The organism is Brevundimonas sp., assembly GCF_041648615.1.
Classification (GTDB): Bacteria; Pseudomonadota; Alphaproteobacteria; order Caulobacterales; family Caulobacteraceae; genus Brevundimonas.
The window spans coordinates 1-26,721 of the sequence record NZ_JBAZOS010000038.1; the positions used below are offsets into that span (position 1 = coordinate 1).

The window sequence follows — 26,721 nt, forward strand, 5'->3', positions numbered from 1 at the left end:
GCGGGCGGCCGGGGGGGCGGCGGGGGGGGGGGCGGGGGCGGCGGGGGCGGGGGGGGGGGCGGGGGGGGCGGGGGTGGGGGCGGAGGCGTGACGATTCCGCCGCCGCCGCCGCCGCCGCCACCGCCGCCACCACAGGCGGCGAGCGGCGTCAGAACTGCGGCGACAAGGAGGGCCCGGGACAGCAGTCCCACTGCAAATCGACTGCGCATATGATTACCCGACCCATGCCCCGGGCCCGACCCTAGAACCCGGGTCGCCGGTTAGGCAATGGCAAGAATGGCGGCGCCCCGGGTAAACAAACTGCGAACCCGCCGGCCGCTCTTGGAACGCGGGCGTGACTGGGGCAAATCTGGAGCAAGCGGGGAACCCATCATGTCCGAACCCATCCGGTCCATCCTGATCGTCGGCGGCGGCACGGCCGGCTGGATGGCGGCGGCGGCCCTGCAACGGACCCTGGGCCCGCACGCCAGGGTCTCGCTGGTCGAGTCCGACGAGATCGGCATTGTCGGCGTGGGCGAGGCCACCGTGCCGCCCATCCGCGACTTCAACGCCATGATCGGTCTCGACGAGGCCGAGTTCATGCGCGAGACCCGGGCCACGCTGAAGGTCGCCATCGTCTTCAAGGACTGGGGTCATGTCGGCAACCGCTATGTCCACCCGTTCGGCACCTTCGGCCGCGGTCCGACCCTGGCCGATTTCCAGCAGACGTATTTTTCCCTGAAGGCGCGCGGTCTCGCCGGCGACCTGGGCGACTACTCCATCTGCTGGCGCGCCGCCGACGCGGGCAAGGTGGGAGACCGCGATCCCGATCCGCGCGCGCCCGGGAACGGCCTGTTCAGCGCCTATCATTTCGACGCCGGCCTCTACGCCAGATACCTGCGCCGGGTCTGCGAAGGGCGCGGCGTCGAGCGGATCGAGGGCCGGATCGTCGACGTCGTCCAGCGCGGCGAGGACGGCTTCGTCGACGGCGTGACGCTGGAGGACGGCCGCATCCTCAAGGCCGATCTGTTCATCGACTGCACGGGCTTCCGCGCCCTGCTGATCGAGGGCGCGCTGAAGGCCGGCTATGAGGACTGGTCGCACTGGCTGCCGGTCGACCGCGCCATGGCCGTGCCCTGCGCCAGGGTGAAGCCGCTGACGCCCTACACCCTGTCGACGGCGCGCGAGGCGGGATGGCAGTGGCGCATCGCCCTGCAGCACCGCACCGGCAACGGCTACGTCTACTGCTCGGACCATCTGTCCGACGACGACGCCCGCGAAACCCTGCTGGCCAACCTCGACGGCGAGCCGCTGGCCGAACCGCGGCCGCTGCGCTTCGTGACGGGGCGGCGCAGGAAATACTGGGACAGGAATGTCGTCAGTCTGGGCCTGTCCAGCGGCTTCATCGAGCCCCTGGAATCGACCAGCATCCATCTGGTCCAGTCCGGCATCTATCGCCTGCTGCAGCATTTCCCGGACAAGGATTTCAGCCCCGTGAACATCGAGGGTTACAATCGCCGTCTGGGCCGCGAGGTCGAACTGATCCGAGACTTCGTCATCCTGCACTACCACGCGAGCCGGCGGGACGATTCGCCGTTCTGGCGCCAGGTCGCGGCCATGCCGATCCCCGACAGCCTGGCCGAACGGGTCGAGGCCTTCCGCGACCGCGCCCTGCTGTATCAGGTCGGGGCCGACGAGTATTTCAGCCAGGGCTCGTGGCTGGCCGTCATGTACGGCCAGGGGATCATCCCCCGCACGTCCAATCCGCTCTACGCCTATCAGGACGCCGACAGGGCCTCGGCCGGCCTGCGCAACATCTCCGACACGCTGGCGCGGACGATCGACGGCCTGCCCGAACACGAGGCCTACCTCAGGGCCCACGCCATGTGGTCGGGCGACGCCTAGGGCGCGGGATCGGGGATCGGCGCGGGACCGGCGCTCGCCGCGACAACCGGCGTCTCGCGCCAGGCCGCGGCGGGGTTCAGGGCGGCCGTCGCCTCCAGGAAGGTCCCCGGCTTCATGGAGGGCTCCTTCGCGGTCTGCAGCCCGGCCACCCGCGCCAGGTCGGCGACGAAGCTGATGCAGTTGCGGCGCCGCAGGTCGTACAGCGATCCCTCCCGCCCGTTCCACCAGTCGGACCGGGCGCGAACCGCGCGATAGACGGCGTCGCTGACCGTCATCCTGAGATAGGGTTTTCCCTCTCCGACATAGCGGGCCTCCGGCGTGGCGACCACGCCGGGACCGGTGGCCAGCAGCAGGTGGGGCCCCGGATATCTGGCCGTGAACCCCGCCGCCCAGTCGACCGCGTCGCCCGTATCGTCCAGCGATCCCGAAGCGTGGACGTAGGCATGGGGGAACAGCAGATCGCCGCCCCGGATGCGCGCGCCGGGGTGGGCGTAGAAGGTCAGGATCACCTCCGCCCAGGCCGGGGCGGCGACCAGGGCCAGCAACAGCCCCAGCAGTCCGGCGCGTCTCATCATTCCGATCATGCACTTCTCCGCAGCCCCGCCCCTATCCTGGGCGACCGGAACCCGAACGCGCAAGGGCCGCCGACGATGCCGTCGGCGGCCCTGTCGTATGTCGGCGGATCAGTGGCCGCCGGGCGCCGCCGCGGCGTCGGTGTTGCGGGTCCTGGCGCGCGAGGCGGCGATGGCGAAACCGACCAGCAGCAGATAGCCGACCAGCGGCACATAGAAGACCGGGTTCAGCGTCGCCGCGCGATCGGCGATCTGGCCCGCGATCGGGGGCAGGACGGCGCCGCCGATGATGCCGAACACCAGCAGGCCCGAGGTGGCCGGGATCGGCGCCGTCGACCGTTCCAGGGTCAGGGTGAAGATGGTCGGGAACATGATCGAGTTGAAGAAGCCGATGGCGATGGCGGCGTAGGCCGCCGTGGTCCCGCTGGTCTGGGTGACCACCAGGCACAGGGCCGCCGCCACGGTGGTGTTGACGATCAGGATGGTGACGGCCGGAATCTTCGTCAGCATCAGCAGACCGCCGACCAGACGCCCGACCATGGCCCCGCCCCAGTAGTAGGCCACCATGCTGCCGGCGGCCGCCAGCGGGATGTTGAGGATCTCCGGGCTGTGCAGGAAGTTGGTCATCAGGTCGCCGATCGTCACTTCCGAGCCGACGTAGAAGAAGATGGCCAGGGCGCCGAACACGGCCCACGGCGACTTCAGCGCCACCAGCGGCGACATCCGGTCATCGGCGGTCGGGATCGGGGCGGCGGCGTTGATGGTCTTGCGCGCGCTGAAGATGAAGCCCGCCAGGACGGCGAAGAAGACCGCCACGGCCAGGAAGGCCAGGTCGATGCTGCGCAGCGATTCCGCCCGCGTCGCCGGATCGGTGATGATGGCGTCGGCGGCGAAGACGCCCCCGGTCAGCAGGATCGGCGCGGCGATCAGCGGCCCCAGGGTGGTGCCCAGCGAGTTGAAGAACTGCGAGAAGTTGAGGCGCGCGTGCGAGCTCTTCTGCGCGCCCAGGGCCGCCACCAGGGGATTGGCGCCGACCTGCAGCAGGGTCACGCCCGAGGCGATCACGAACAGGGCGATCAGCACGCCGGGATACCAGTCCACGATCGTCGCGATCGGCACGATCAGACACCCCGCCACCATGGTCACGAGGGCCACGATGATGGCCTTGCTGTAGCCCAACCGGCCGAGGATCGCGGCCGCCGGGATCGAGGCGATGCCATAGGCGATGAACCAGGCGAAGGTCGTCAGCGTCGCCTCGGTGTAGCTCAGCTCGAACACGCGCCGCACCGCCGCGATCAGCGGTCCGATCAGCGAGGTCACGAAGCCCCAGGCGAAGAACAGGGTGGTCACATAGGCGAAGGCGAGGCTGGCGCCCTTGCGCGGCGCGCTCTGGATGTCGGTCATGTCTCTCCCCGGTCGCCGGCGTCGTCTCGCGCCGGCCATGGCGTCTTTGGTTTCATCCGTGGGCGGTCGCGTCCAGCGGTTTGACGGCCCTCGTAACCAAAAGTGGCCGGACGCCGAATTGGAAGGGGCCGCCCCGGTTCCCCGCGGCGGCCCCTGCCCGACCGGTCGGGACGGTCAGTAGCGGTAGTTGATTCCGAACAGATAGGTCCGGCCGTAGGACTGGTAGTCCAGCACCCGGCGGGTGTCGTCGTTCTCGAACGTCTTGAATGGCTCGTCCGTCAGGTTGTTGACCTGGAACAGGGCCGACAGGCCTTCCAGCGGACCCGACTGGAATTCATAGCCGATCTGGGCATCGACGACCGATTCCGCATCGACCATCCGCTGGATACGGTCGGTGCCCACCCCCGACAACTCGCCGAGAAATTCCGAGCGATAGCGGTTGCTGATCCGCGCCTGCAGCCCGTCCCTTTCGTAATAGACGGTCAGGTTGCCGACCGTCCGTGACAGCCCCGGCAGCGGCTGGGACGGATTGCCCGGATTAGGGACGATCTCGCTGTCGGTATACGAGAGGCTGAACGTCGCCCCGAACCCTTCGAGCCACGGTGAGAACACGTCGAACGGCGTCGAGATCGCTAGTTCGACCCCCTGAATCACCCCGCCCTCACCGTTCTGCGGCGTGCTGATGATGCCTTGGGTGATCGCCGGCGCGGGACCGCTGGGCACCGGATAGCCGGCGAAGTCACGAACTTCCTGCTGATCGTAGATGTAGCTCTCAAGGTCCTTGTAGAAAGCGGCCACAGAGATGTAGGCGCTGGTGCCGAAATATCTTTCGACCGAGATATCGACCGCATTGGCGATCCACGGTCGCAGGGCCGGATTGCCGCCGCTGCCACCCCAGGGCGAGTTGGACACCGACGTATTGGCCGCCTTGGAGGGGTCGTAGTCGATGTTGATGGAAGCCCGCATCTGGTCCATCCGCGGACGCGCCAGTTGCCGCGCCAGACCGATACGAACGAACAGGTCTTCACGCGCCTCGAACACCAGGTTGACGCTGGGCAGAACCTCAACATAGTCGTCGCCGCCCGAGACCGGGCGGGCGACGGCCGGATTACCCGCCGCCTGGGTGCCGTTGGAACTCTGGTCCGTCTGCACGACCTGGAACCCCAGATTGCCGGTCAGGGGCATGCCCAGAAGCGTCGTGTCCAGATCGGCCTTGATGTAGGCGGTCCGGACCTCTTCCGAGACCTCCCAGCCGAAGGCCAGCAGATTGTCATCGCGAGCCGCGATCAGGTTGTAGATGCCGCTGTCCACGAGGGCGAACGGGTCATAGCTGATCATGCCACCGAGCCCGAGGTAGCTCAGCTGGGTCGGCTGGAGCAGGAACTGGCTGGGCACCCGCACGCTGGTCCGATGCAGCGGGTCCGCGACATTGGCCGCCAGGGACAGATAGTAGCGCTCGAGGTCCAGCTCCTTGTCGCGGGACGTGACGTTCACGCCCAGCTCGACCCGGCTGACCGGACTGTTCTCGATCTCGCGGACGACAGAGCCGCGAATCGACTGGAGTTCATCGACGATCGAAGGGCTGTTGATGAAGCCGTCCTGGCCTCCCGGGACATCGCCTCCGCCCCACCCCTGGGGGCTTGTCAACAGGATCAGGTTGGGGTCGGCGTAGTTGAGCACAGAAGAGAAGGTCGTGCCTTGCGGCGTGGAGGCGAACCGGAGGGTGTCCAGGGCGCCCTGCACGTCCCGGCCCGTGCCGGCATAGGTCTCCAGCACGACATCGGTGCGGTCGGCCTTCGAATAGCTGAGGTCCAGGCTGGCGGACCAGAGGTCGGTGAGCTGGAACTCATTGCTCCAGCCCAGCGAGGTCAGTTCGGCCGTGCGGCGATTTCCGTCATTGCGGACCACCCCTTTCACGTTGGCGAAGGTGCCGGCAGTAACGAGACCGTCCGCAACCGTGAATCCCGGCTGCAACTGGGGTCCGGGACGGCAAGTCGCCGCCGGTCCCGGGCAGGCGCCAGACGAGCCGCCCCAAGCAAGGGGGAATTCGATGCCGCGCAGGATCTGCGTATTGTCGAACTCGGAATAGAAGGCATCAAAGGTCGTGCGGTAGCGGTCGTTGGGGGCGTACTCGATGGTCGCCAGATAGCCGTCCCGCACAAGCTCGCTGGACTGCACATAGGGCTTGGCCCCGCCAATCACCAGGTTGGGTCGCGCCACCGCATTGTCGTTTGGATAGCCCCAGGCGTTGAAACGCTCGGCCTGATAGGGCGTCGATAGATGGGCGTAGCCCAGAACCACGCCCAGCTTGCCGTCCATGAACTGGTCGATGTAGCTGATGCTGTAGCGCTGGCCGGTGTCCGCGGTGCCTGAGTTCAGCGCGCCGTAGTCGTTCCACTCGTAGCGGGCGTTCGCGGCAATAGCCTGACGGCCGTAGGCCAGCGGACGGATGGTGCGCAGATCGGCGGTTCCCGCCAGCCCCTGGCCGATCAGGGCCGCGTCGGGCGTCTTGTAGACCAGAACGCTACCCAGCAGTTCGGACGGGTACTGATCGAACTCGACGCCGCGGTTGTCGCCTGCGGACACCTGCTCGCGGCCGTTCAGCAATGAGGTGGTGAAGTCGGGCGCCAGACCGCGGATGCTGATGACCTGCGCCCGGCCATCCAGCCGCTGCGTCGCCAGGCCCGGCAGGCGGGCCAGCGATTCGGCGATGGAGACGTCGGGCAGCTTGCCGATGTCCTCGGCGGTCACGACCTCGACGATCGAGGTGTTGTTCCGCTTGGCCGCGATCGAGTTCTGGATCGAGGCGCGGATGCCGGTGACGATGACCTCGTCGATCTCGGTCGCGTCGGGATCCTGCGGCGTACTCTGGGCCGCGGCGGCGCCGGCGAAGGCCATGACGCCGGCCAGGCCGACGGCGGCTCCGGCAAGCAGACGCGCACGTCGGGTGACTTGGGTTCTCATCGTCATTCTCTCCCTGGCCGGCGCATTTCTGTCGAAGCGTCCGGGCTCTCACCGCAAAGTTATGCAAACTTATGGGAACCTTGCAAGCCGGGAATCGTCAGACCGGGATCGGAGCGTGGCCGAAATGTGACGGGCCCTCGCCCCATACCGCACTGCACAAGGCTGTTCTTCCCTGCACCGCCGCATTTCCGACGCATGGACTGAACGGATTGACAGACGGTCGCAGCACTGCAAAATCTTGCAAACTGATCCGGCGAACCACGTCGTTCGCGGACACCGAGGAACGCCAGACCATGACGGGACGACCCCACCGGTGGAATCGAGTCTGTGTCGCCGCCCTGCTGGCGGGCGCACTCGCCGGCGCCGTGTCGCCGGCCCGGGCCCAATCGACGGGGACCCGCTCGACGGGGGCCCAGCCCTCGCCCGCCGGTCTCGAAGCGCTGCGTCAGCGGCCGGCCGAAGACGAGGTGATCTATTTCGTGCTGCCCGACCGGTTCGAGAACGGCGATCCCGCCAACGACCGCGGCGGCGTCCGCGGCGACCGTCTGGCCACCGGCTATGATCCGACCGATCCCGGCTTCTACCACGGCGGCGACCTGAAGGGCCTGACCGCCCGGCTCGACTATATCCAGGGCATGGGCGCCACCGCCCTGTGGATCGCGCCGCCCTTCGTCAACAAGTGGGTGCAGGGTCCGCCGGGCCAGGAGAGCGCCGCCTATCACGGCTACTGGATCACCGACTTCACCCGCATCGATCCGCATTTCGGGACCAACGACGACTTCCGCGCCCTGGTCGACGCCGCCCATGCGCGCGGGATGAAGGTCTATCTGGACATCGTCATCAACCACACCGCCGACGTCATCCGCTACCGGGAGTGCCCGCAGAACGACTGCGGCTACCGCTGGAAGGGCGACTATCCCTATCAACGCCGCGGCGGACTGACGGGCGAGGCCATCAACCCCGGATTCACGGGCGCGCCCGGCGGCGACTTCTCGACCCTGACCCGTCCCGACTATGCCTACACGCCGTATGTCCCCGCGGGCGAGGAGGGCGTGAAGGTCCCGGCCTGGCTCAACGACGTCGGCCTCTATCACAACCGGGGCAACAGCGCCTGGTACAGCGAAGCCCGCATGGACGGCGACTTCTCCGGCCTCGACGACCTGTTCACCGAGCATCCCCGCGTGGTCCAGGGCTTCATCGACGTCTATGGCGGCTGGATCGACGACTACGGCGTCGACGGCTTCCGCATCGACACGGCCCGGCACGTGAACCCCGAGTTCTGGCAGGCCTTCGTCCCCGCCATCCTTGAGCGCGCCCGCGCCAAGGGCATCCCCAACTTCCACATCTTCGGCGAGACCTACGATTTCCAGAGCGGCACGGCCGCCATGCACACCGTGGTCGACGGCCTGCCCACGGTGCTGGACTTCGCCTGGCAGCGCGTCGTCCAGAACATGGTCACGGGCGCGGGGAACCCGGACGCCATGGGCTATCTGCTGATGGAGGACGCCATCTACGCCGGCGGTGCGGAGACGGCGCTGCGCCTGCCCACCTTCACCGGCAATCACGACATGGGCCGGATCGGCCATCTGATCCTGACCGCCAAACCCGACATCTCCGACGCCGAACTGCTGGACCGTTCGGCCCTCGCCCACGCCCTCGTCCTGCTCGGCCGCGGCGTGCCGGTCATCTACTACGGCGACGAACAGGGCTTCACCGGCGACGGCGGCGACCGTCGTTCACGCCAGGACATGTTCGAGACCCGCGTCCCCGCCTATGCTGACGACCGCCGCATCGGCCGGGCGTCCGGGCCGTTCGACACCAACGCCGACATGTACCGGCGCATCGCCGCAATGAGCGCGGCCCGCGCCGCCGACGCCCGTCTTCGCCGCGGCCGCGTCGTCGTCCGCACCGCCGACCAGACGCCGGGCGTGCTGGCCATTTCGCGGCTCGATGATGACGGCGAGACCCTGGTGGTGTTCAACACTTCGACCGAGCCGCGCGACGTCAATGTCGCGGTCGAGGTCGGGTCCGCCGAGTGGCGCGCCCTGATCGGCGCCTGCCCCGTCCGCAGCGCCGCTCCGGGCGCCGTCTCTGTCTCCGTGCCCGCCCTGGGCTATCTTGTCTGCGTATCCGAAAGACCAGCGTGACCGCCCAGATTCTCGAACACCCCGCCGCCCTGTCCGACGCCGCCGAATGGTGGCGCGGCGCCGTCATCTATCAGGTCTATCCGCGCAGCTTCGCCGACACCAACGGCGACGGCGTCGGCGATCTGGCCGGGGTCACGGCCCATCTCGACCACATCGCCTCACTGGGCGTGGACGGGGTCTGGCTGAGTCCCTTCTTCACCTCGCCGATGAAGGATTTCGGCTATGACGTCGCCGACTATTGCGACGTCGATCCCATCTTCGGGACCTTGGCCGACTTCGACCGCCTGGTCGCCCGCGCCCACGAACTGGGCCTGAAGATCATCACCGATCTGGTGTTCGCCCACACCTCCGACAAGCACGTCTGGTTCGAGGAAAGCCGCCAGTCGCGCACCAATCCGAAGGCGGACTGGTTCGTCTGGGCCGACGCCAGGCCCGACGGCTCGCCGCCGTCCAACTGGCAGTCCGTGTTCGGCGGCCCGGCCTGGACCTGGGACGCGCGGCGCGGCCAGTACTACATGCACAATTTCCTGCCGGAACAGCCGCAGCTGAACCTGCACAATCCCGACGTCCAGGACGCCCTGCTGGACGCCGCCCGCTTCTGGCTGGATCGCGGCGTCGACGGCTTCCGCTTCGACGCCATCAATTTCTCGATGCACGACCCGAAGCTGACGGATAACCCGCCCCTGCCGCCCGGCGGCAAGCGCACCCGGCCGTTCGACTTCCAGGACAAGGTGCACAACCAGTCCCAGCCGGGCATCGTCGACTTCCTCGCCCGCATCCGCGCCCTGACCGACAGCTACGGCGGCCGCTTCACTGTCGCCGAGGTTGGCGGCGATCACGCCGAGCGCGAGATGCAGGCCTTCACCCGGGGCGACGACCATCTGAACAGCGCCTACGGCTTCCTCTACCTCTACGCCCCGACGCTGGAATGCCGGCTGGTGCGCGTGGGCGCCGAGGCCTGGCACGGGCGCGACGGACAGGGCTGGCCGTCCTGGACCTTCTCCAATCACGACGCCCCGCGGGCCATTTCGCGCTGGGCCGGCGGCCGCGACCTGCGGGCCTTCGCCGGGATGGCGATGCTGCTGCTGATGACCCTGCGCGGCAATGTCTTCATCTATCAGGGCGAGGAGCTGGCCCTGCCCCAGGCTGATGTGCCCTACGACCGGCTGGTCGATCCCGAGGCCATCGCCAACTGGCCCCTGACCCTCGGCCGCGACGGCGCCCGCACCCCCATTCCCTGGGCCGCCGACAAGCCGCAGGCCGGCTTCTCGACGGTCGAGCCCTGGCTGCCGGTCGATCCGCGCCACGTCGCCCTGTCCGTGGACCGGCAGGAGCGCGACCCATCCTCCATGCTGCACGCCACGCGCCGCCTGGTCGCCTTCCGCAAGGCCCATCCGGCCCTCATGCGGGGCGAGATGACCCTGCTGGACCACAACGACGATCTGCTGGCCTTCGAGCGCGTCTACGAGGGCGAGCGTCTGGTCTGTGTCTTCAACCTCGGTCACGAGCCCGTCGCCTGGACCCTGCCGGAGGGGCATCAGGTGCTGGAGGCGGTCAATCTCGATCCGTCACAATCAGGCGTGCTGCCGCCGATGGCCGGTCTGGTGCTGGCGGCCGGATGACCTCAGCCCCCGCAGCTCTCGCGTACGATCAGGTCGGTGGGGATCCGCTCCGACCGGCCGACGGAGTCGCCGGGGTTGTCGAGCAGTTTGGACACCAGCAGCCGGCCCGCCTTCATCGTGTCCTGGGCGATGGTCGACAGGGCCGGCCGCGCGTAGCGGCTGAACGGCACATTGTCGAAGCCGATCACGGACACATCCTCGGGCACCCGCAGATTGGCGTGCAGCAGGGCTCGCACGGCGCCGAGGGCGATCTGGTCCGAGGCGCAGACCACGCCGTCGAATTTCACGCCGCGTCGAATGAGACTGTCGACCGAGGCCTCGGCCGACTCGACCTCGAAATGCGCCTCCATGATCAGCTCGGGATCGACCTCGATGCCCGATTTGGCCAGGGCTTCCAGATAGCCGCGATGGCGCTGCATGGCCTCGGGCGGCTCGAGATCGCCGAGGAAGACGATGCGCTTCCGTCCCAGCCGCGCCAGATGCAGGGTCGCGCGCCGGCCGCCGGCCAGATTGTCCGACCCGACCGAGCAATAGGCCTGGTCCGGCATCTGGGCGCCCCAGACCACGAAACGGCCCTCGGTCTCGGCCAGCCGGTTCAGACTCTGGTGCAGGGTGCTCTGGCCCAGGAAGATCACCCCGTCGGCCCGGCTGGTGTTCATCGCCGCCGACAGGTCGTCATAACTGGTGGGCGAGAAATGGCTCATGATCACGTCGCAGCCGCGCTCGCGCGCCGCCTCGCCGACCCCGGCCAGCAGTTCGAGGAAGAACGGATCGCTCAGCCGGCCCTCGCGCCCCTGCGGTCGCGGCGTCACCAGGGCGATCACGCCGTCGGCGCCGATGGGGCCCGCGGGCATGTAGCGGCGGAACGGATAGTCGTGCTCGCGCGCCAGCTTCCAGATCAGCTGCTTGGTGCGCGCGTTCACGGCCGGGCTGTCGTTCAGCGCCCGCGACGCGGTGGAGATCGACACGCCCGCCAGCTTGGCCAGGTCCTCAAGACGGGTGTTGCGGCTCAATCGCGGGCTCCGGTCGATATCCTGTCTGCAAAATTTGCTGCAAACCTTGCTTGTTCTGCGCCGCCACGTCCGCGCTTGGCAAGTGCTGTTCCGTGGAGTTCCCCCTTATGCTGACCCGCCGCCATCTGATCTCGACCACCGCCGCGCTCGCGACCGTGCCCGCCGTCGCCAGGGCGCAGGAAGCCGCCGCCGTGGTCGGCGCGACCTCGCCCGACGGCGTCCTGTCCGTCTCGGTGACCGTCACCGGGGAAGGCCGCGCGGAATACAGCGTCAGCCGCCTGGGCCGGCCGGTCATCGCCCCCTCGCGGCTCGGCTTCCTGCTGACCGACGCGGCCAAGCTGGAACGGAATTTCGCCGTCACCGCCGACGCCCCCACCGCGCACGACGACACCTGGGAGCAGCCGTGGGGCGAGCGCCGCTTCATCCGCAACCGCTACACCCAGCTGCGCGTCCACCTGACCGAGAAATTCGGCCTCGAGCGGCGCATCGACGTGATCTTCCGCCTCTATGACGACGGTCTCGGCTTCCGCTACGAATTCCCCGACCAGCCCAACCTCAAGACCGTCAACATCGGCGACGAGCTGACCGAGTTCGCCGTCGTCGAGTCCGGCACGGCCTGGTGGATCCCCGCCTTCGAGTGGAACCGCGAGGAATATCTCTACAACCGCACCCCCATCGACGCTGTCGGCGTGGCCCAGACGCCCCTGACCGTCCGCACCGACGACGGCCTGCACGTCTCGATCCATGAGGCGGCGCTGGTCGACTATTCCGGCATGAACCTGCGCCGCGTCGAGGGCGGGCGGTTCAAGGCCTTCCTGACCCCCGGCCTGACCAATGCGGCGGTCGAGCTGACCACCCCCTTCACGACCCCGTGGCGCACCCTTCAGATCGCCGACCGCGCCGGGGACCTGGTCGAGTCCAGCCTGATCCTGAACCTCAACGAGACCAACGCCCTGGGCGACGTCAGCTGGTTCAAGCCGATGAAATACGTCGGCATCTGGTGGGAGATGCACCTCGACCTCAAGACCTGGAACTCGGGGCCCAAACACGGCGCCACCACCGAAAACGCCATCAAACACATCGACTTCGCGGCCGAGCATGGCTTCGGCGGCGTGCTGATCGAGGGCTGGAACCTCGGCTGGGACGGCGAATGGTTCGGCACCGGCTGGAACTACAGCTTCACGCAGAGCTATCCCGATTTCGACATCGAACGCGTCGCCGCCTACGCCCGGTCGAAGGGCGTCGAGATCATCGGCCACCACGAAACCGGCGGCAACGCCTTCCACTATGAGCAGCAGCTGGACGCCGCCTTCGGCCAGATGCAGCGGTTCGGCTGGCATTCGGTCAAGACCGGCTATGTCGCCGACGCCGCCGGCGCCCGGGTGCGCGGCCCCGACGGCCAGCCGCGCCTGGCCTGGCACGAGAGCCAGCCCATGGCGCAACACCACCTCCGCGTGGTCCAGACCGCGGCCAGATACCAGGTCGCCGTCAACGCCCATGAACCCTTCAAGGACACGGGCCTGCGCCGGACCTACCCCAACATGATCTCCCGCGAGGGCGCGCGCGGCATGGAGTTCAGCGCCTGGGGCCAGCCCGGAAATCCGCCCGAGCACGAGGCCAATCTGGTCTTCACCCGCCTGCTGGCCGGCCCCATGGACTACACCCCCGGCGTCTTCGGCATGAAGACCCGCGCCCCGGACGGAATCGCCACCACCTGGGCCAAGCAGCTGGCCCTGTATGTGACCATCTACAGCCCGATCCAGATGGCCGCCGACCTGCTGGTCAACTACGAGGCCAACCCCGGTCCCTTCCAGTTCATCAAGGACGTGGCCGTCGACTGGGCCGAGACCCGCATCCTCAACGGCGAGATCGGCGATTACGTCACCACGGTCCGCAAGGACCGCAACTCGGACGAATGGTTCCTCGGCGCCATCACCGACGAACATCCGCGCGTGCTCGACGCTTCCCTGTCCTTCCTCGACCCGGGCCGCCGCTATCGCGCCGAGATCTACCGCGACGCCCCCGACGCCCACTGGAAGACCAACCGCGAGGCCATCGTCATCGAGCAACGTGAGGTCACCGCCGCCGATGCGCTCAGCCTGCGCCTCGCCCCCGGCGGCGGCCAGGCCATCCGCTTCGTCCCCCTGGGCCGGGGGCGGAGACAATGACGACTGTTTCGTCTTCCCTTTCCCTGAAATCCTCGCGGAATCCGTCGTCCAATTCCTTCCCGGTTTCGACGCCTTTCCTGACGGCTCCTGATCGGTTTCCAGCATGACGCCGGTGGCTTCGGAGACGCTTGCGAGTCGCCCCCGCCTCAGCGGCTGGTCGATCTGGAACATGTGCGTCGGCTTCTTCGGCATCCAGATCGGCTTCGGCCTCCAGAACGCCAACACCAGCCGCATCTTCCAGACCCTCGGCGCCGAGGTCGACAGCCTCGCCATCCTGTGGATCGCCGCGCCCCTGACCGGTCTGCTGGTCCAGCCCATCATCGGCCATTTCAGCGACCGCACCTGGACGCCGCTGGGCCGCCGCCGGCCCTATTTCCTCGTCGGCGCCATCCTCACCACCCTGGCCCTCGTCTTCATGCCCAATTCGCCCGTGCTGTGGATGGCGGCGGCGACGCTGTGGATCATGGACGCCTCGATCAACATCACCATGGAGCCGTTCCGCGCCTTCGTCGGCGACAACCTGCCCGAGGAACAGCGCCCCACCGGCTATGCGATGCAGAGCTTCTTCATCGGCGCCGGCGCCGTCTTCGCCTCCTGCCTGCCGTGGATCCTGACCGAATGGTTCTCGGTCGCCTCGACCGCGCCCGAGGGCGTGGTGCCCATGGCCGTGCGCATCTCCTTCTATGTCGGCGCCGCCGCCCTGCTGGCCGCCGTGCTGTGGACCGTCTTCACCACCCGCGAATACAGCCCCGAACAGATCGAGGCCTTCGAGGCGTCCCGCGACGCCGGCCACGCGCCCGCCGCCGCCCGCTCCCGCAACGCCTGGTACGTCGGCGGCCTGCTGTGGGCCTTTGCCGGCGCGATCGCGACCGGCGTCGTCGCGACCTTCGACCTGCAGAAGGAGCTCTACGTCCTCGCCGGCTTCGTCCTCGCCTTCGGCCTGATGCAGATGGCCGTCGGCGCCCTCGCCGCCGCGGGCCGCGCCAACGCCCTGACCGAGATCATGGGCGACATCTTCGCCATGCCGAAGACCATGCAGGGCCTCGCCGTGGTCCAGTTCTTCAGCTGGTTCGCCCTGTTCTCGATGTGGATCTACATGACCCCGGCCGTGACGGCCGTGCACTACGCCTCGCCCGATCCGACCTCGGCCGGCTATGGCGAGGGCGCCAACTGGGTCGGGGTGCTGATGGGCGTCTACAACGGCGTCGCCGCCCTCGCCGCCTTCCTCATCCCGGTCATCGCCCATCGCACGGGTCTGAGGGGCGCGCATGCGATCAACCTGACCCTCGGCGCCGCCGGCTTCCTCGGCGTCTTCCTGATCCGCGATCCGCAGTGGCTGTGGATCCCGATGATCGGCGTCGGCTTCGCCTGGGCCTCGATCGTCTCCCTGCCCTACGCCATCCTCGCCAACGCCGTGCCGGGCCGGAAAATGGGCGTCTACATGGGCGTCTTCAACATTTTCATCGTCGTGCCCCAGCTGGTCGCCGCCACCATCCTCGGCGCCGTGCTGAACAGCCTGTTCGGCGGCCAGCCGATCTGGGCCCTCGTCCTCGGCGCCGTCAGCTTCCTGATCGCCGCCGGCGCCAGTCTGCGGGTCCCCGTCTTCACCCCGTCCCCCGCCCGTCCGTGAGTTCCGCCATGCGCCTTCCCTCCGTCCTGCTGTCCGGCGTCGCCGCCCTCGCCCTATCGACCGCCGCGCCCACGCTGGCCCAAACCTCACTCGCCGGGGCCGCCCCCGGCGCTCCGGGGGCTGCGCCCACCTGGGTCAACGCCGCCAAGACCGGCGCCGGCGCGTCTTACGAGGCCTATGTCGATGGCCAGTATCGCGACGGCGGCCGCACCGGCGACGTCAGCCGCGTCTGGTTCTCCATCGCCGACGGCGTCCTGACCGAAACCATGTACGGCCTGATCCACGAGGCCCAGATCAAGCAGCTGCGCTTCGCGGTCGTCACCGATACCGGCCTGTCGGTCGAGGGGACCGACACCACCAGCCGCACCGAATATCTGCACACGGACGAACAGGGCCGTCCGCTGTCCCCCGCGTATCGGGTGATCACGACGGACAAGCAGGGCCGCTACGAGATCGAGAAGCGAATCTTCACGGACCCGGACGGCCAAGCGTTGATCGTGCGCACGGCCATTCGCGCCATCCGCGGCAACTTGACCCCCTACGTTCTCCTCGAGCCGCATCTCGCCAACACCGGAGTCGGCGACGAAGGATGGGTGTCCCCCGAGAGCTTGAATGCCTCCGAGGCGGCCAAAGTCCACCTCACACTGAGACCGGGCACCCTGTTCAGTGCCGCAAGTGTCGGCTTCGTCGGCGTTTCTGACGGATTGACCGAGCTTCGTGAGCACGGCCGGCTCGGATCTCGTTACCAAACCACCGACGGTCAGACCGGTTCGATCATGCTCACCGGTCAGATGGCTTCCGTGGCCGAAGGGCAAGTCCTTGAGGAGGATTTCGTGATCGGGTTCGGCGCGGACGCGCACCATGCCTTTGACGCCGCGACAGGCTCGATCCAGACCGGCCTCGACGAGGTCCTCGCCCGCTTCAACGGCGAGGGCGACCGGGTCGGCTGGGAGGACTACCTCGCCGCCCTCACCGACCTCCCCCGCATCGCCGAACAGTCCACCGACGGCGGCAAGCTGGCGTACGCCTCGGCCCTGATGCTGAAGGTGCAGGAGGACCGCACCCACGCCGGCGCCCTGATCGCCTCCCTGTCCAACCCGTGGGGCGACACGGTCGACGCCACCGAATCCTCGACCGGCTACAAGGCCGTCTGGCCGCGCGACTTCTATCAGGTGGCCATGGCCCTGATGGCGCTTGGCGACGCCGAAACGCCGGTCGCCGCCTTCCGCTACCTGCCCCAGGTCCAAGTCCGCGCCGACACCCCGGGCAATACCGGCGCGACCGGCTGGTTCCTGCAGAAGACCCACGTCGACGGCGAGATCGAATGGGTCGGGGTCCAGCTGGACCAGACCGCCATGCCCATCATGCTGGGCTGGAAGCTGTGGAAGGCCGGCCTCGTCTCCGACGCCGAGATGACCGACATGTACGGCCGCATGATCAAGCCCGCCGCCGACTTCCTCGTCGACGGCGGCAAGGCCGGCCTGCTGTGGAACGACCGCCGGATCACCCCGCCCTGGACCCAGCAGGAGCGCTGGGAGGAGCAGGAGGGCCACTCCCCCTCCACCACCGCCGCCGTCATCACCGGCCTGACCGTCGCCGCCGACATCGCCCGCGCCTCGGGCGACCCGGCCTCGGCGGACCGTTACCTGGCCGCCGCCGACGACTACGCCTCGAAGATCGAGGCCCGCATGTTCACGACGGCGGGGGCCTTCGGCGACGGCCGCTACTTCATGCGCCTCAGCCGCAACGAGGACCCCAACGATCACGGCCTGCTGGGCGAGAACAACGGCCAGCCCGCCATGCCCGAGGATCGCATCATCGACGGCGGCTTCCTCGAGCTGGTCCGCTACGGCGTGCGGGCCGCCGACGCCCCCTCGATCACCGCCAGCCTCCCCGAATACGACGACCAGACGCGCGAGGCCCGCTTCCGCGTCCGCTACGACCTGAACGGCGTCCCGGGCTTCCGCCGCTACGGCAATGACGGCTATGGCGAGAACGCCGACACCGGCGGAAACTACGGCGTCGGCGGGATGACGCCGGGCCAGCGCGGCCGGGTCTGGCCCATCTTCACCGGCGAGCGCGGCCACTACGAGATCGCCCGCGCCGCCGCCGATCGCGCGCCCGACGCCGCCTTCGACGCCATCCGCCGGACCTGGGTCGCCGGCATGGAATCCTTCGCCAACGATGGCCTGCTGCTGCCGGAACAGGTCTGGGACGGCGTCGGCGACGCGACCCCGCACGCCTATCAACCCGGCCAGGGAACCAACTCCGCCACCCCTCTCGCCTGGACCCACGCCGAATACATCAAGCTGCTGCGCTCCCTCGCCGACCGCGCGGTCTGGGACCGGTACGCCCCGGTGGAGCAACGGTACGCGCGGTAGAGCGGTCGTCCTTCGGCCGCCGTCCGCGCCGTTGCTTCGGCGAGAGCTGGTTCATCACAAAGGACACAAAGGAAAACCACAAAGGACACAACGGGACCTGAGAGGCGGATAGAGCCGAACCCACGTCCAGCACGCCGACGATACGCCGTCACGCCGAGCTCGGAGTCACATCCATCGCGGCGAAGCCGCAATCTCATCCCTTCGAAAGACACTGACGTGGACACAGCCCCGGGCCCGTCGTGTCCTTTGTGACCTTCGTTGTGTCCTTTGTGATGAACCTCCCCGCCGCCGCACCCCGCCCGCCCGGGAGAAGGAAGATGACGCGCCGCCCTCCCGGCGCTAACCCTTCCCCCATGACCACCCGCGGCCCTGTCCTCGTCACCGGCTCGGCCGGCTTCATCGGATTCCACGTCGCCAACCGCCTGCTGGCGCGCGGCGAGACAGTGATCGGTCTCGACAATCTCAACGCCTACTATGACCCGGCGCTGAAACAGGCGCGCCTCGACCGGCTGCTGGCCCAGCCCGGCTATCGCCACTACACGCTCGACCTCGCCGACCGCCCCGGCATGGCCGCCCTGTTCGCCGAGCACGCGCCGCGCCGCATCGTCCACCTCGGGGCGCAAGCGGGCGTGCGCTACAGCCTCGAGAACCCGGAAAGCTACGTCGACTCCAACGTCGTCGGCTTCCTGACCGTGCTCGAGGGCGCGCGGGCGGTGAAGGCCGAACACCTCGTCTTCGCCTCGACCAGTTCCGCCTTCGGGGCCAACGGCGCCCTGCCCTTCTCGGTCAAACAGGGCGTCGCCCATCCGCTGACCGTCTACGCGGCGACCAAGATCGCCAATGAGGCGATGGCCCACTCCTATTCCCACCTGTTCGGCTTCCCCTCGACGGGCCTGCGCTTCTTCACCGTCTACGGACCGTGGGGACGACCGGACATGGCCCTGTTCAAATTCACCAAGGCCATCCTCGAGGGCCGCCCTATCGACGTCTACGGCCACGGCGAGATGGAGCGCGACTTCACCTTCATCGATGACATCGTCGACGGCGTCATCGCCGCCCTTGACCACCCCGCCGCCATTGATCCCGACTGGAAGGCCGAGGCGCCGAACCCGTCCACCTCGGGCGTGGCGCCGTGGCGGCTGCTGAACCTCGGCGCCGGCCGGCGCGAGCCGCTGATGCGTTACATCCAGGTGCTGGAAGAGGCGCTGGGCCGCAAGGCCGAGCTCAATCTCATGCCGGTCCAGGACGGCGACGTGACCCGCACCGAGGCCGACGTGTCCGAGACCCGCGCCGCCCTGGGCTATGAACCGGCCACCCCGATCGACGTCGGCGTGCAGCGGTTCGTCGACTGGTACCGCGACTTCTACGGCGTCTGAGACGCGAAAAGGGCGGGACCGTCGCCGGCCCCGCCCTTCCCCTAACCCGATGCCCTGTCCCTACTGGACCGGACGGCCGTAGATATCGACCACCTGGACGTCGCCGTAGCCGAGCGCCCGGATCTTCGGTTCGATCGACGCCCGGTCGCCGACCACGACCCAGGTCGTGGGCCCCGAGCCGACCACGGCCTGCGCCGCCACGGCGGCCTGGGCCGCCGTCATGGACCCGACCGTACCGGCATAGGTGTCGTAGTAGTTTTCGGGCACGCCCCAGACGACCATGTTCTGCAGCTCGCCGGCGATGGCGGCGTTGGTCTCCCAGTTGCCGGCCAGACCCAGGACCATATTGGCCCGGGCCGCCTGGATCTCGGTCTCGGTCAGCGGACGCGAACCCACGACCTCGGTCAGTTCCCGGCGCAGCTCGGCCAGGCTCTCGGCCGTCTTGTCGGACTGCACCCCGGCGCTGACCGAATAGATCCGCTCGCCGCGGCCATAGGGCACGCCGCCGCCGGCGCCGTAGGACCAGCCCTTGTCCTCACGCAGGTTCATGTTGATCCGGCTGGTGAAGGCGCCGCCGAGGGCGGTGTTCATGGTGTCGATCGCCGCCTCGGTGGCGGGATCGAAGGCCGGAGCGACACGGCCGGCCAGGATGGTCGACTGCGGTCCGGCGCGGTCCACGATCAGGATGCGCGGCTGGCCCGAGGGATCGGGCGCGTCAGCCGGGCCGGGTCGGGCCGGCAGGGGCGTCGACGGCGCCCGCCATCCGGCGAAGGCCCGCTCCAGCTTCGGCGTCAGCTCGGCCAGGGTGGTGTCGCCGACGACGACCAGGGTCGCGTTGTCGGGCCGGAACCAGGTCTCATGCCAGGCCTCGGCGTCGGCCGGGGTCAGGCTGGAGACGGTGGCCTCGGTTCCGCTCGCCGGCCGCCCGTACGGGTTGCCGGGCCCGTACATCTCGGCGTTCAGGACCCGGCGCGCGATGGCGCCGGGGTTGCGGTTGGCCTGCTGGATGCCGGCGACCTGCTGGGTCCGGGCGCGCTCGAAGTCCTCGGGCCGGAAGGCCGGGTTCAGGATCACGTCCGCATACAGGTCCAGCGACGGGTCCAGCCGCGAGGACAGGGCGGTCATGTTGACGCTGGTCGCGTTGGTGCCCGACCCGGCCCCCAGGGTGGCGCCGAGCAGTTGCAGGCGGTCGCTGATCTCGAGGGCGTCGAGATCGTCCGTGCCGTTGGTCATCACCTGCGGGGTCAGCTGCGCCAGACCCGCGCTGGCGTCCGCATCGACCACCGCGCCGGCGTCGAGGATCAGGTTCATGCTGACGGTGGGCACGCTGGCGCGCTGCACGAACATGACCTTGAGGCCGTTGCTGAGCTGGGCGCGTTCGATGGTCGGGAACACCGCCTGGGCCGCCTCGGTGGCCGGCGGCACGCCCTGGGCGCGGTCGACGCCCGTGGCCTGGGCCGCATAGTCAGGGAAGGGCAGGACCTGCAGGGAGTAGCTGCCGTCCGTGAGCCATTCGCGGCCGACCTGGGTCAGATCTCCGGGCTGCGCTGCGACGATGCGGCGATAGGACTCGCGCCAGGCCGCCGGATCGCCGTGGAACACCTCGCTCTCGGCGAGGATGTCGGACTTGCCGCCGAAGCCGCCGATCCGCTCCAGGCCCCGCACGAAGCCGGCCCCGACGGTGGTGCGCGCGCGTTCGAGTTCGGACGCGGTCGGGCCGTCCCGCAACAGCCGCGCCATCTCCTCGTCGACGATGGCCTCGATCCGGGCCAGGTCCTGACCCGGCTTGGCGGTGACCATCACCAGAAACTGGCTGCCGATTTCGCTTTCCGAGTTGAAGGCCGCCACCTGGGTGGCGATCTGGTCATCAAACACCAGCCGCTTGTAGAGGCGCGAGTTCCGGCCCGAGCTCAACACCTGGGCCAGCATGCCGAGGTGGTCCGAGTCCGCCGAACCGGCCCGCGGCGTGTTCCACACCTTGTAGAGGCGCGGCTGCCCGACCCGGTCGTACATCACCTCGCGCTGCTCGCCGGTCATCCGCGCGACCATCTGCACCGGCTGGGTGACGGGGGGGCCCGGCGGAATGTCGCCGAAATAGCGCTCGACCTTTTCCCGGGCCTGCTCGGGCGTGATGTCGCCCGCCAGCACGATGGTGGCGTTGGCCGGGCCATAGTAGTCGCGGAACCACTGCTGCACGGTCGGCAGGTCGGCGGCGTTCAGATCGTCCATCGAGCCGATGACGGTGTGGCCGTAGGGATGGTCGTCCGGATAGGTCGCGGCCGTGATCGCGTTCCAGACCCGGCCATAGGGCTGGTTCTCGCCCTGGCGCTTCTCGTTCTGGACCACGCCGCGCTGCTCATCCAGACGCCCCTGGTCGATGGCGCCCAGCAGGTGCCCCATCCGGTCGCTCTCCAGCCACAGGATCGAGTCCAGGGCCGAGGTCGGGACGTTCTGGAAATAGTTGGTGCGGTCGGTGTTGGTGGTGCCGTTCTGGTCCGTGGCGCCCAGCAGCTCCGTGCCCTTGAAGAAGTCGGTGTTGTAGTTCTCCGACCCGTTGAACATCAGGTGTTCGAACAGGTGGGCGAAGCCCGACCGGCCCTGCGGCTCGTTCTTGGAGCCGACGTGGTACCAGATGTTCACGGCCACGATCGGGACCTTGTGGTCCTCGTGGACGATCACGGTCAGGCCGTTGTTCAGGACGAATTTGGTGAAGGGAATGTCCACGTCGGGCAGGGGCGCCAGACGCTCCTGGGTGACCGCCACGGCGGCGGCCGGCAGGGCGGGCGGCGGGGCGGCGCTTTCGGCATGGGCGGCGGCGGCGATCAGCAGGGTCGAGGCGACCCCTCCGAGCAAGGCGAGACGGCGGGCGGTGCGCATGGAATTCCCCCTGGAACCTGGACAGTGACGGTGAGCTCGGGGAAGTGACACCCGGACAGCCCTCGCGCGCAATATATGAATCATTGCAACTGTGTAATGAATGCCGCGACCGCGACACGCGCCGGTCAGTTCGTGCCGTACAACCCACACCGGCCAGCCACCGGCGCAGCGCTGCCGGCGATTATTGCGCCGCACACGAAATGAATTGCCTTGTGCGCTGCAATAGCCTCCTATCCGTATCCGCGGCGTCGAACGCGGTTCGGGCCGAGCCTTCTGACCTTCCGGACCGGACCCGCGCATGACCGCCCGCCCCCTCATCGCCTTCCTCGCCGCCGCACTCTGCGCCACCCCGGCCTTCGCCGCCGCGCCCGAGCCCGCCCTGCTCGCCCACCAGGCGCCGCTGGTCCTCAACGAGGCCGCCTCGGCCTGGATCCTGACCTCGACCGCCCTGGTGCTGCTGATGACGCTGCCGGGGCTGGCCCTGTTCTACGGCGGCATGGTGCGGCGCAAGAACGTCATCGCCACCATCGCCCATTCCACCGCCGCCCTGGCCATCGTCACCGTGCTCTGGTTCGTCGTCGGCTACAGCCTGTCGTTCGGCTCCAGCGGCCCGGCGACCAACGGCGTCATCGGCGGCCTGCAGGCCGCCTTCCTCGACGGCGTCACCCCGGCCACCGCCCACAGCCTCGCGCCCGGCCTGCCCGAGTTCCTGTGGATCGCCTACCAGCTGACCTTCGCCATCATCACCCCGGCCCTGATCGCCGGGGCCTTCGCCGAGCGGATCAAATTCTCGGCCTCGATCCTGTTCTTCTTCCTCTGGCACCTGCTGGTCTATGTCCCGATCTGCCACCAGGTCTGGGGCGGCGGCTGGATGGGCTCGCTGGGCGTGCTCGACTTCGCCGGCGGGGCGGTGGTCCACGTCAACGCCGGCGTGGCCGGCCTCGTCTGCGCCCTCGTCCTGGGCCCCCGCCACGGCCACGGGCGAGACAATATGGCCCCGCACAACCTGGCCTTCACGGCCATCGGCACGGGCCTGCTGTTCGTCGGCTGGCTGGGCTTCAACGCCGGCTCGGCCTGGGCCGCCGACGGCATCGCCGCGGTCGCCGCCCTCAACACCATGCTCGCCGCCGCCGCCGCCGCCATCGGCTGGACCGCCGTCGAATGGATCGACCACAAACGCCCCACCCTGCTGGGCCTGCTGTCGGGCATCGTCGCCGGCCTTGTCGGGATCACCCCCGCCGCCGGCCTCGTCGACCCCAAGGGCGCCTTCATCATCGGCGCTCTGGCCGGCCCCGCCTGCTACGCGGGCGCCGTCTGGCTCAAGCGCGCCTTCAAATATGACGACAGCCTCGACGCCTTCGGCGTGCACGGGGTCGGCGGCATCGTCGGCGCCCTGCTGACCGGCGTCCTCGCCACCGCCGCCATCAACCCCGCCGCCGCCAACGCCAATCTGCTCAACCAGGCGATCGGCCTGGTCGCCGTCATCGCCTGGAGCGGCATCGGCACCTTCCTGATCCTGATGATCTGCAAATTCACCACCGGCCTGCGCGTCGACAGGGAGTCCGAGATCGAGGGTCTGGACTACACGCAGCATGGGGAGACGCTGCACCCGTAGGGGCAAGAGTAGGGATTAGGGAGTAGGGATTAGGGATTAGGGATTAGAAGAAGAGGCGTGTCAGCCATCCATCCCTAATCCCTAATCCCTGATCCCTGATCCCTAACCCCTCATCCCTGATCCCTCCCCGGCAACGCTCCCCGCCGACCGGCGTTCACCCCCCATGGCAGCCAGCGGCGAACTCAAGACCTATCAGGCGAAGCGCAATTTCGCCGACACCCCCGAGCCGTCCGGCCGCAAGGGCAAGTCGAAGGCGACCGCCCTGACCTATCTGATCCAGCGCCACGCCGCGACGCGCCTCCACTACGACTTCCGCATCGAGGTCGACGGCGTGCTCAAGTCCTGGGCCGTGACCAAGGCCCCGTCCCGCGACACCCTCGTCAAACGCCTCGCCGTCGAGGTCGAGGACCACCCGCTCGATTACGGAACCTTCGAGGGCACCATCCCCGCCGGCAACTACGGCGCCGGCACGGTGCAGATGTGGGACCGCGGAACCTGGGAGCCGCAGGAGCCCGACCTCGATGCGGCCTTCAGGAAGGGCCAGATCAAGATGGTCCTGCACGGCGAACGGCTGAAGGGAAAATGGGCCCTGATCCGCCTCCGCTCCGACCGTGGCAAACCCTCGAAACGCAGCAACTGGCTGCTCATCAAGGAGCGCGACGAATACACGGTCGAAGGCGAGGGCGACGCCAATATGGAGATCGACGCCTCCATCGCCTCGGGCCGCACCATGGCCGAGATCGCCGGGGGATCGCCGGGCTCGAAACCCTCGAAGCCGGCGACCCGCAAGGCCCCGGCCAAAGCCAGGCCGACGAAAGCCGCCGCCGGCGCCTCCACAAAACCTCCCGCCTTCGTCCCCATCCAGCTGTGCAAGATCGCCGACTACCCCCCGCGCGGCGCCGGCTGGGCCCATGAGATCAAGTTCGACGGCTACCGCATCCAGATCGGCGTCGGCGGCGGCAAGGCCGTCCTGCGCACCCGCAAGGGCCTCGACTGGTCGGCCAAATTCCCGGTCCACGCCGAGGACGCGGCCCATTGGCCCGACGGCGTCGTCGACGGCGAGCTGTGCGCCCTGGCCGAAGACCATATGCCCGACTTCTCGGCCCTTCAGGCGGCGATCTCGAACGGCGACACCGGCGACCTGATCTATTTCGCCTTCGACCTGCTGTTCGACGGCGACGAGGATCTGCGCGGCCTGCCCCTGTCGCACCGCAAGGCGCGACTGCGGGCCTGGATCGACCGCATCCCGCCCACGGCCCGCAAGCGCATCCGCTACGTCGACCATTTCGCCACCACCGGCCAGGCCGTGCTGGACAGCGCCTGCCGCATGGACCTCGAGGGCGTCATCTCCAAGTCGCTGGACGCCCCCTATCATGGCGGCCGGTCGACCACCTGGCTCAAGTCCAAATGCCGCGGCCGGGACGAGGTCGTCATCGGCGGCTGGACGTCCGAGGGCGACCGCTTCCGCTCCCTCATCGTCGGCGTCCAGGACGTCGACGGGAAACAGGGCAAGGGCCTGCGCCACCTCGGCCGCGTCGGCACGGGCTACGCCCAGCCCCTGCTCAAGACCCTGCTCCCGGCGCTGAAGGCGGCGAAGACCGAACACAGCCCCTTCGTCGGCAAGGGCGCCCCGCGCCGCTCGTCCTCGGCGGGCCAGACCATCCACTGGGTCACGCCCACCCTCGTCGCCGAGATCGAACACGGCGGCTACACCGACACGGGCTCCCTGCGTCAGGCGGCCTACAAGGGCCTGCGTGAGGACAAGACCGCCCTCGAGGTGACCGAGGACCCGCAGGCCCCGTCCAGACCGTCGAAGGGAGACCGGCAAGGTCTCCGCCCCGCCCCAGCTGGCCATCCCCGGCGGGACGCGCGGCAAGTCGAAGCTGGTCGTCGCCGGCGTCACCATCTCCAACCCCGACCGCGTCCTGTGGCCGGCGGCCGACGGCAAGCCGGCCCTGACCAAGGCCGACCTCGTCCAGTACTACGAGATGGCCGCCGAACGCATCCTGCCCCACGTCGCCGACCGCCCCGTCTCCATCATCCGCGCACCCGAGGGGATCACGGGCGAGACGTTCTTCCAGCGCCACGCCATGCCCGGCTCCAATCCGCGGCTGAAGCTGATCGATGTGAAGGAGCGCAAACCCTATGTCGGCGTCGTCGACGTCGGCGGCCTCGTCGCCATCGGCCAGTCGGGCGGGCTGGAGCTGCATCCCTGGGGCTGCAAGCCCAACGATCCCGAGACGCCCGACCAGATCACCTTCGACCTCGACCCCGACGAGGGGCTGAATTTCGCCGACGTCATCACCGCGGCGAAGACGATGAAAAAGGAGCTGGAGGCCCTGGGCCTGCATCCCTTCGTCAAGACGACCGGCGGCAAGGGCCTGCATGTCGTCGCGCCCATCCTCGCCGACGCGAAAAGCCGCATCGAATGGGATGAGTGCAAGGCCTTCGCCAGGGCGGTGTCCGAGCGCGTCCGCGCCGCTGACCCCGACCACTTCACCACCACCCTCGCCAAGAGGGCGCGGGGTGGAAAGATCTTCCTCGACTATCTGCGCAACGGTCGCATGGCCACCGCCGTCGCCCCCTGGTCCCCCCGCGCCCGCCCCGGCGCCGGCATCGCCTTCCCCCTGTCCTGGGGCCAGGTGAAGACCGGCCTCGACCCCCGCGCCTTCACCCTCCACGCCGCCGCCGCCCTGCTCAAGAAGCCCGACCCGTGGAAGGATTTCCGCGCCGGCGCGGTCAATCTCAGGCCGGTGCTGAAGAAGGTGCTCTGACCGCCGCGTCTCCTCCCCACAACGTGGGGAGGGGGACCGCACCCCCCAACCCCTCCGTGCACCCCGCGAAGGCTGGGAAACGCGTCTGCCTCTCCCTCCCCCGGAGGGGGAGGGTGGTCGCGAAGCGACCGGGTGGGGGCGGCTCGGCGACCCAAACACCGACGCCCGCCCGCCAAGCCCCTCCCACCCTGTCGTCGCTGGCGCGCCGACATCCCTCCCCCGGAGGGGGAGGGAGAATGGGAGTCCCCCCGCCCGCCCTTCACCCCTCCCCTCCGACAGGCTATCTCCACCCCC

The 26,721-nt window shown here is 68.8% G+C and carries 14 protein-coding genes and 1 pseudogene; 10 read left to right on the forward strand and 5 right to left on the reverse strand.

Annotated features, from left to right (window positions below; translation table 11 throughout):
- The first annotated feature begins 372 nt into the window (after nucleotides 1–372).
- A complete protein-coding gene (locus WC555_RS12910) occupies nucleotides 373–1,884 on the forward strand; it encodes a tryptophan halogenase family protein (RefSeq protein ID WP_373254138.1) in 1,512 nt (503 codons plus the stop codon).
- On the opposite strand, the gene WC555_RS12915 is transcribed toward WC555_RS12910, so the two are convergent.
- The 3 genes from WC555_RS12915 to WC555_RS12925 all read right to left on the reverse strand — a co-directional run bounded on the left by WC555_RS12915 (nucleotide 1,881) and on the right by WC555_RS12925 (nucleotide 6,824).
- Nucleotides 1,881–2,456 (reverse strand): hypothetical protein, encoded by a 576-nt coding sequence (locus tag WC555_RS12915; protein WP_373254140.1) that lies wholly within the window; start codon nucleotides 2,454–2,456, stop codon nucleotides 1,881–1,883. The two genes, WC555_RS12910 and WC555_RS12915, sit on opposite strands and share 4 nt — an antisense overlap.
- A 111-nt stretch (nucleotides 2,457–2,567) precedes the next feature.
- Nucleotides 2,568–3,860: a glucose/galactose MFS transporter gene (gene gluP, locus WC555_RS12920; protein WP_373254142.1), complete on the reverse strand. Its 1,293-nt coding sequence runs from the start codon at nucleotides 3,858–3,860 to the stop codon at nucleotides 2,568–2,570.
- A gap of 174 nt (nucleotides 3,861–4,034) precedes the next feature.
- Nucleotides 4,035–6,824, reverse strand: coding sequence for a TonB-dependent receptor (locus WC555_RS12925; RefSeq protein ID WP_373254144.1), 2,790 nt, complete (start codon nucleotides 6,822–6,824; stop codon nucleotides 4,035–4,037).
- A 293-nt stretch (nucleotides 6,825–7,117) separates the two neighbouring features.
- On the opposite strand from WC555_RS12925, the gene WC555_RS12930 reads away from it, so the two are divergent.
- Entirely contained in the window at nucleotides 7,118–8,971 is a 1,854-nt protein-coding gene (locus WC555_RS12930) for an alpha-amylase family glycosyl hydrolase (protein ID WP_373254145.1), read from the forward strand.
- Nucleotides 8,968–10,593, forward strand: a complete 1,626-nt coding sequence (locus WC555_RS12935; RefSeq protein WP_373254147.1) for an alpha-glucosidase family protein — start codon at nucleotides 8,968–8,970, stop codon at nucleotides 10,591–10,593. Before WC555_RS12930 ends, WC555_RS12935 begins: the two co-directional genes overlap by 4 nt.
- 2 nt (nucleotides 10,594–10,595) lie before the next feature.
- Here the strand turns inward: WC555_RS12935 and WC555_RS12940 are convergent, their stop codons facing one another.
- The gene (locus tag WC555_RS12940; RefSeq protein ID WP_373254160.1) at nucleotides 10,596–11,624 is read right to left on the reverse strand and encodes a LacI family DNA-binding transcriptional regulator; all 1,029 of its coding nucleotides are present in this window, start codon (nucleotides 11,622–11,624) and stop codon (nucleotides 10,596–10,598) included.
- A 74-nt stretch (nucleotides 11,625–11,698) separates the two neighbouring features.
- Between WC555_RS12940 and WC555_RS12945 the strand changes: the two genes are divergently transcribed.
- From WC555_RS12945 to WC555_RS12960, 4 genes are all read left to right on the forward strand, one after another.
- A complete protein-coding gene (locus tag WC555_RS12945; protein WP_373254149.1) occupies nucleotides 11,699–13,774 on the forward strand; it encodes a glycoside hydrolase family 97 protein in 2,076 nt (691 codons plus the stop codon).
- 103 nt (nucleotides 13,775–13,877) lie between these two features.
- Complete coding sequence (locus WC555_RS12950; protein WP_373254151.1) at nucleotides 13,878–15,404, forward strand: MFS transporter; 1,527 nt, start codon at nucleotides 13,878–13,880, stop codon at nucleotides 15,402–15,404.
- A gap of 8 nt (nucleotides 15,405–15,412) precedes the next feature.
- Nucleotides 15,413–17,785: a glucan 1,4-alpha-glucosidase gene (locus WC555_RS12955; RefSeq protein ID WP_373254153.1), complete on the forward strand. Its 2,373-nt coding sequence runs from the start codon at nucleotides 15,413–15,415 to the stop codon at nucleotides 17,783–17,785.
- A gap of 353 nt (nucleotides 17,786–18,138) precedes the next feature.
- Nucleotides 18,139–19,161, forward strand: a complete 1,023-nt coding sequence (locus WC555_RS12960; protein WP_373254155.1) for an NAD-dependent epimerase/dehydratase family protein — start codon at nucleotides 18,139–18,141, stop codon at nucleotides 19,159–19,161.
- Nucleotides 19,162–19,221: 60 nt separating this feature from the next.
- On the opposite strand, the gene WC555_RS12965 is transcribed toward WC555_RS12960, so the two are convergent.
- Nucleotides 19,222–22,038: a M16 family metallopeptidase gene (locus tag WC555_RS12965; protein ID WP_373254157.1), complete on the reverse strand. Its 2,817-nt coding sequence runs from the start codon at nucleotides 22,036–22,038 to the stop codon at nucleotides 19,222–19,224.
- Nucleotides 22,039–22,336: 298 nt separating this feature from the next.
- Between WC555_RS12965 and WC555_RS12970 the strand changes: the two genes are divergently transcribed.
- The 3 genes and pseudogenes from WC555_RS12970 to ligD (WC555_RS12980) all read left to right on the forward strand — a co-directional run bounded on the left by WC555_RS12970 (nucleotide 22,337) and on the right by ligD (WC555_RS12980) (nucleotide 26,427).
- Complete coding sequence (locus WC555_RS12970) at nucleotides 22,337–23,653, forward strand: ammonium transporter (protein ID WP_373254158.1); 1,317 nt, start codon at nucleotides 22,337–22,339, stop codon at nucleotides 23,651–23,653.
- A 163-nt stretch (nucleotides 23,654–23,816) separates the two neighbouring features.
- Nucleotides 23,817–25,376 (forward strand): annotated as a pseudogene (gene ligD, locus WC555_RS12975) (non-homologous end-joining DNA ligase); the annotation flags it as partial.
- Nucleotides 25,377–25,608: 232 nt separating this feature from the next.
- Nucleotides 25,609–26,427: a non-homologous end-joining DNA ligase gene (gene ligD / locus WC555_RS12980; protein ID WP_373254162.1), complete on the forward strand. Its 819-nt coding sequence runs from the start codon at nucleotides 25,609–25,611 to the stop codon at nucleotides 26,425–26,427.
- Nucleotides 26,428–26,721: the final 294 nt, after the last annotated feature.

What these genes read in the sequence shown, in the direction of transcription:
- WC555_RS12910 (WP_373254138.1), top strand. Translation starts at nt 373, where the DNA reads ATGTCCGAACCCATCCGGTCCATCCTGATCGTCGGCGGCGGCACGGCC.
- WC555_RS12915 (WP_373254140.1), bottom strand. Translation starts at nt 2,456, where the DNA reads ATGAGACGCGCCGGACTGCTGGGGCTGTTGCTGGCCCTGGTCGCCGCC.
- gluP (WP_373254142.1), bottom strand. Translation starts at nt 3,860, where the DNA reads ATGACCGACATCCAGAGCGCGCCGCGCAAGGGCGCCAGCCTCGCCTTC.
- WC555_RS12925 (WP_373254144.1), bottom strand. Translation starts at nt 6,824, where the DNA reads ATGAGAACCCAAGTCACCCGACGTGCGCGTCTGCTTGCCGGAGCCGCC.
- WC555_RS12930 (WP_373254145.1), top strand. Translation starts at nt 7,118, where the DNA reads ATGACGGGACGACCCCACCGGTGGAATCGAGTCTGTGTCGCCGCCCTG.
- WC555_RS12950 (WP_373254151.1), top strand. Translation starts at nt 13,878, where the DNA reads ATGACGCCGGTGGCTTCGGAGACGCTTGCGAGTCGCCCCCGCCTCAGC.
- WC555_RS12955 (WP_373254153.1), top strand. Translation starts at nt 15,413, where the DNA reads ATGCGCCTTCCCTCCGTCCTGCTGTCCGGCGTCGCCGCCCTCGCCCTA.
- WC555_RS12960 (WP_373254155.1), top strand. Translation starts at nt 18,139, where the DNA reads ATGACCACCCGCGGCCCTGTCCTCGTCACCGGCTCGGCCGGCTTCATC.
- WC555_RS12965 (WP_373254157.1), bottom strand. Translation starts at nt 22,038, where the DNA reads ATGCGCACCGCCCGCCGTCTCGCCTTGCTCGGAGGGGTCGCCTCGACC.
- WC555_RS12970 (WP_373254158.1), top strand. Translation starts at nt 22,337, where the DNA reads ATGACCGCCCGCCCCCTCATCGCCTTCCTCGCCGCCGCACTCTGCGCC.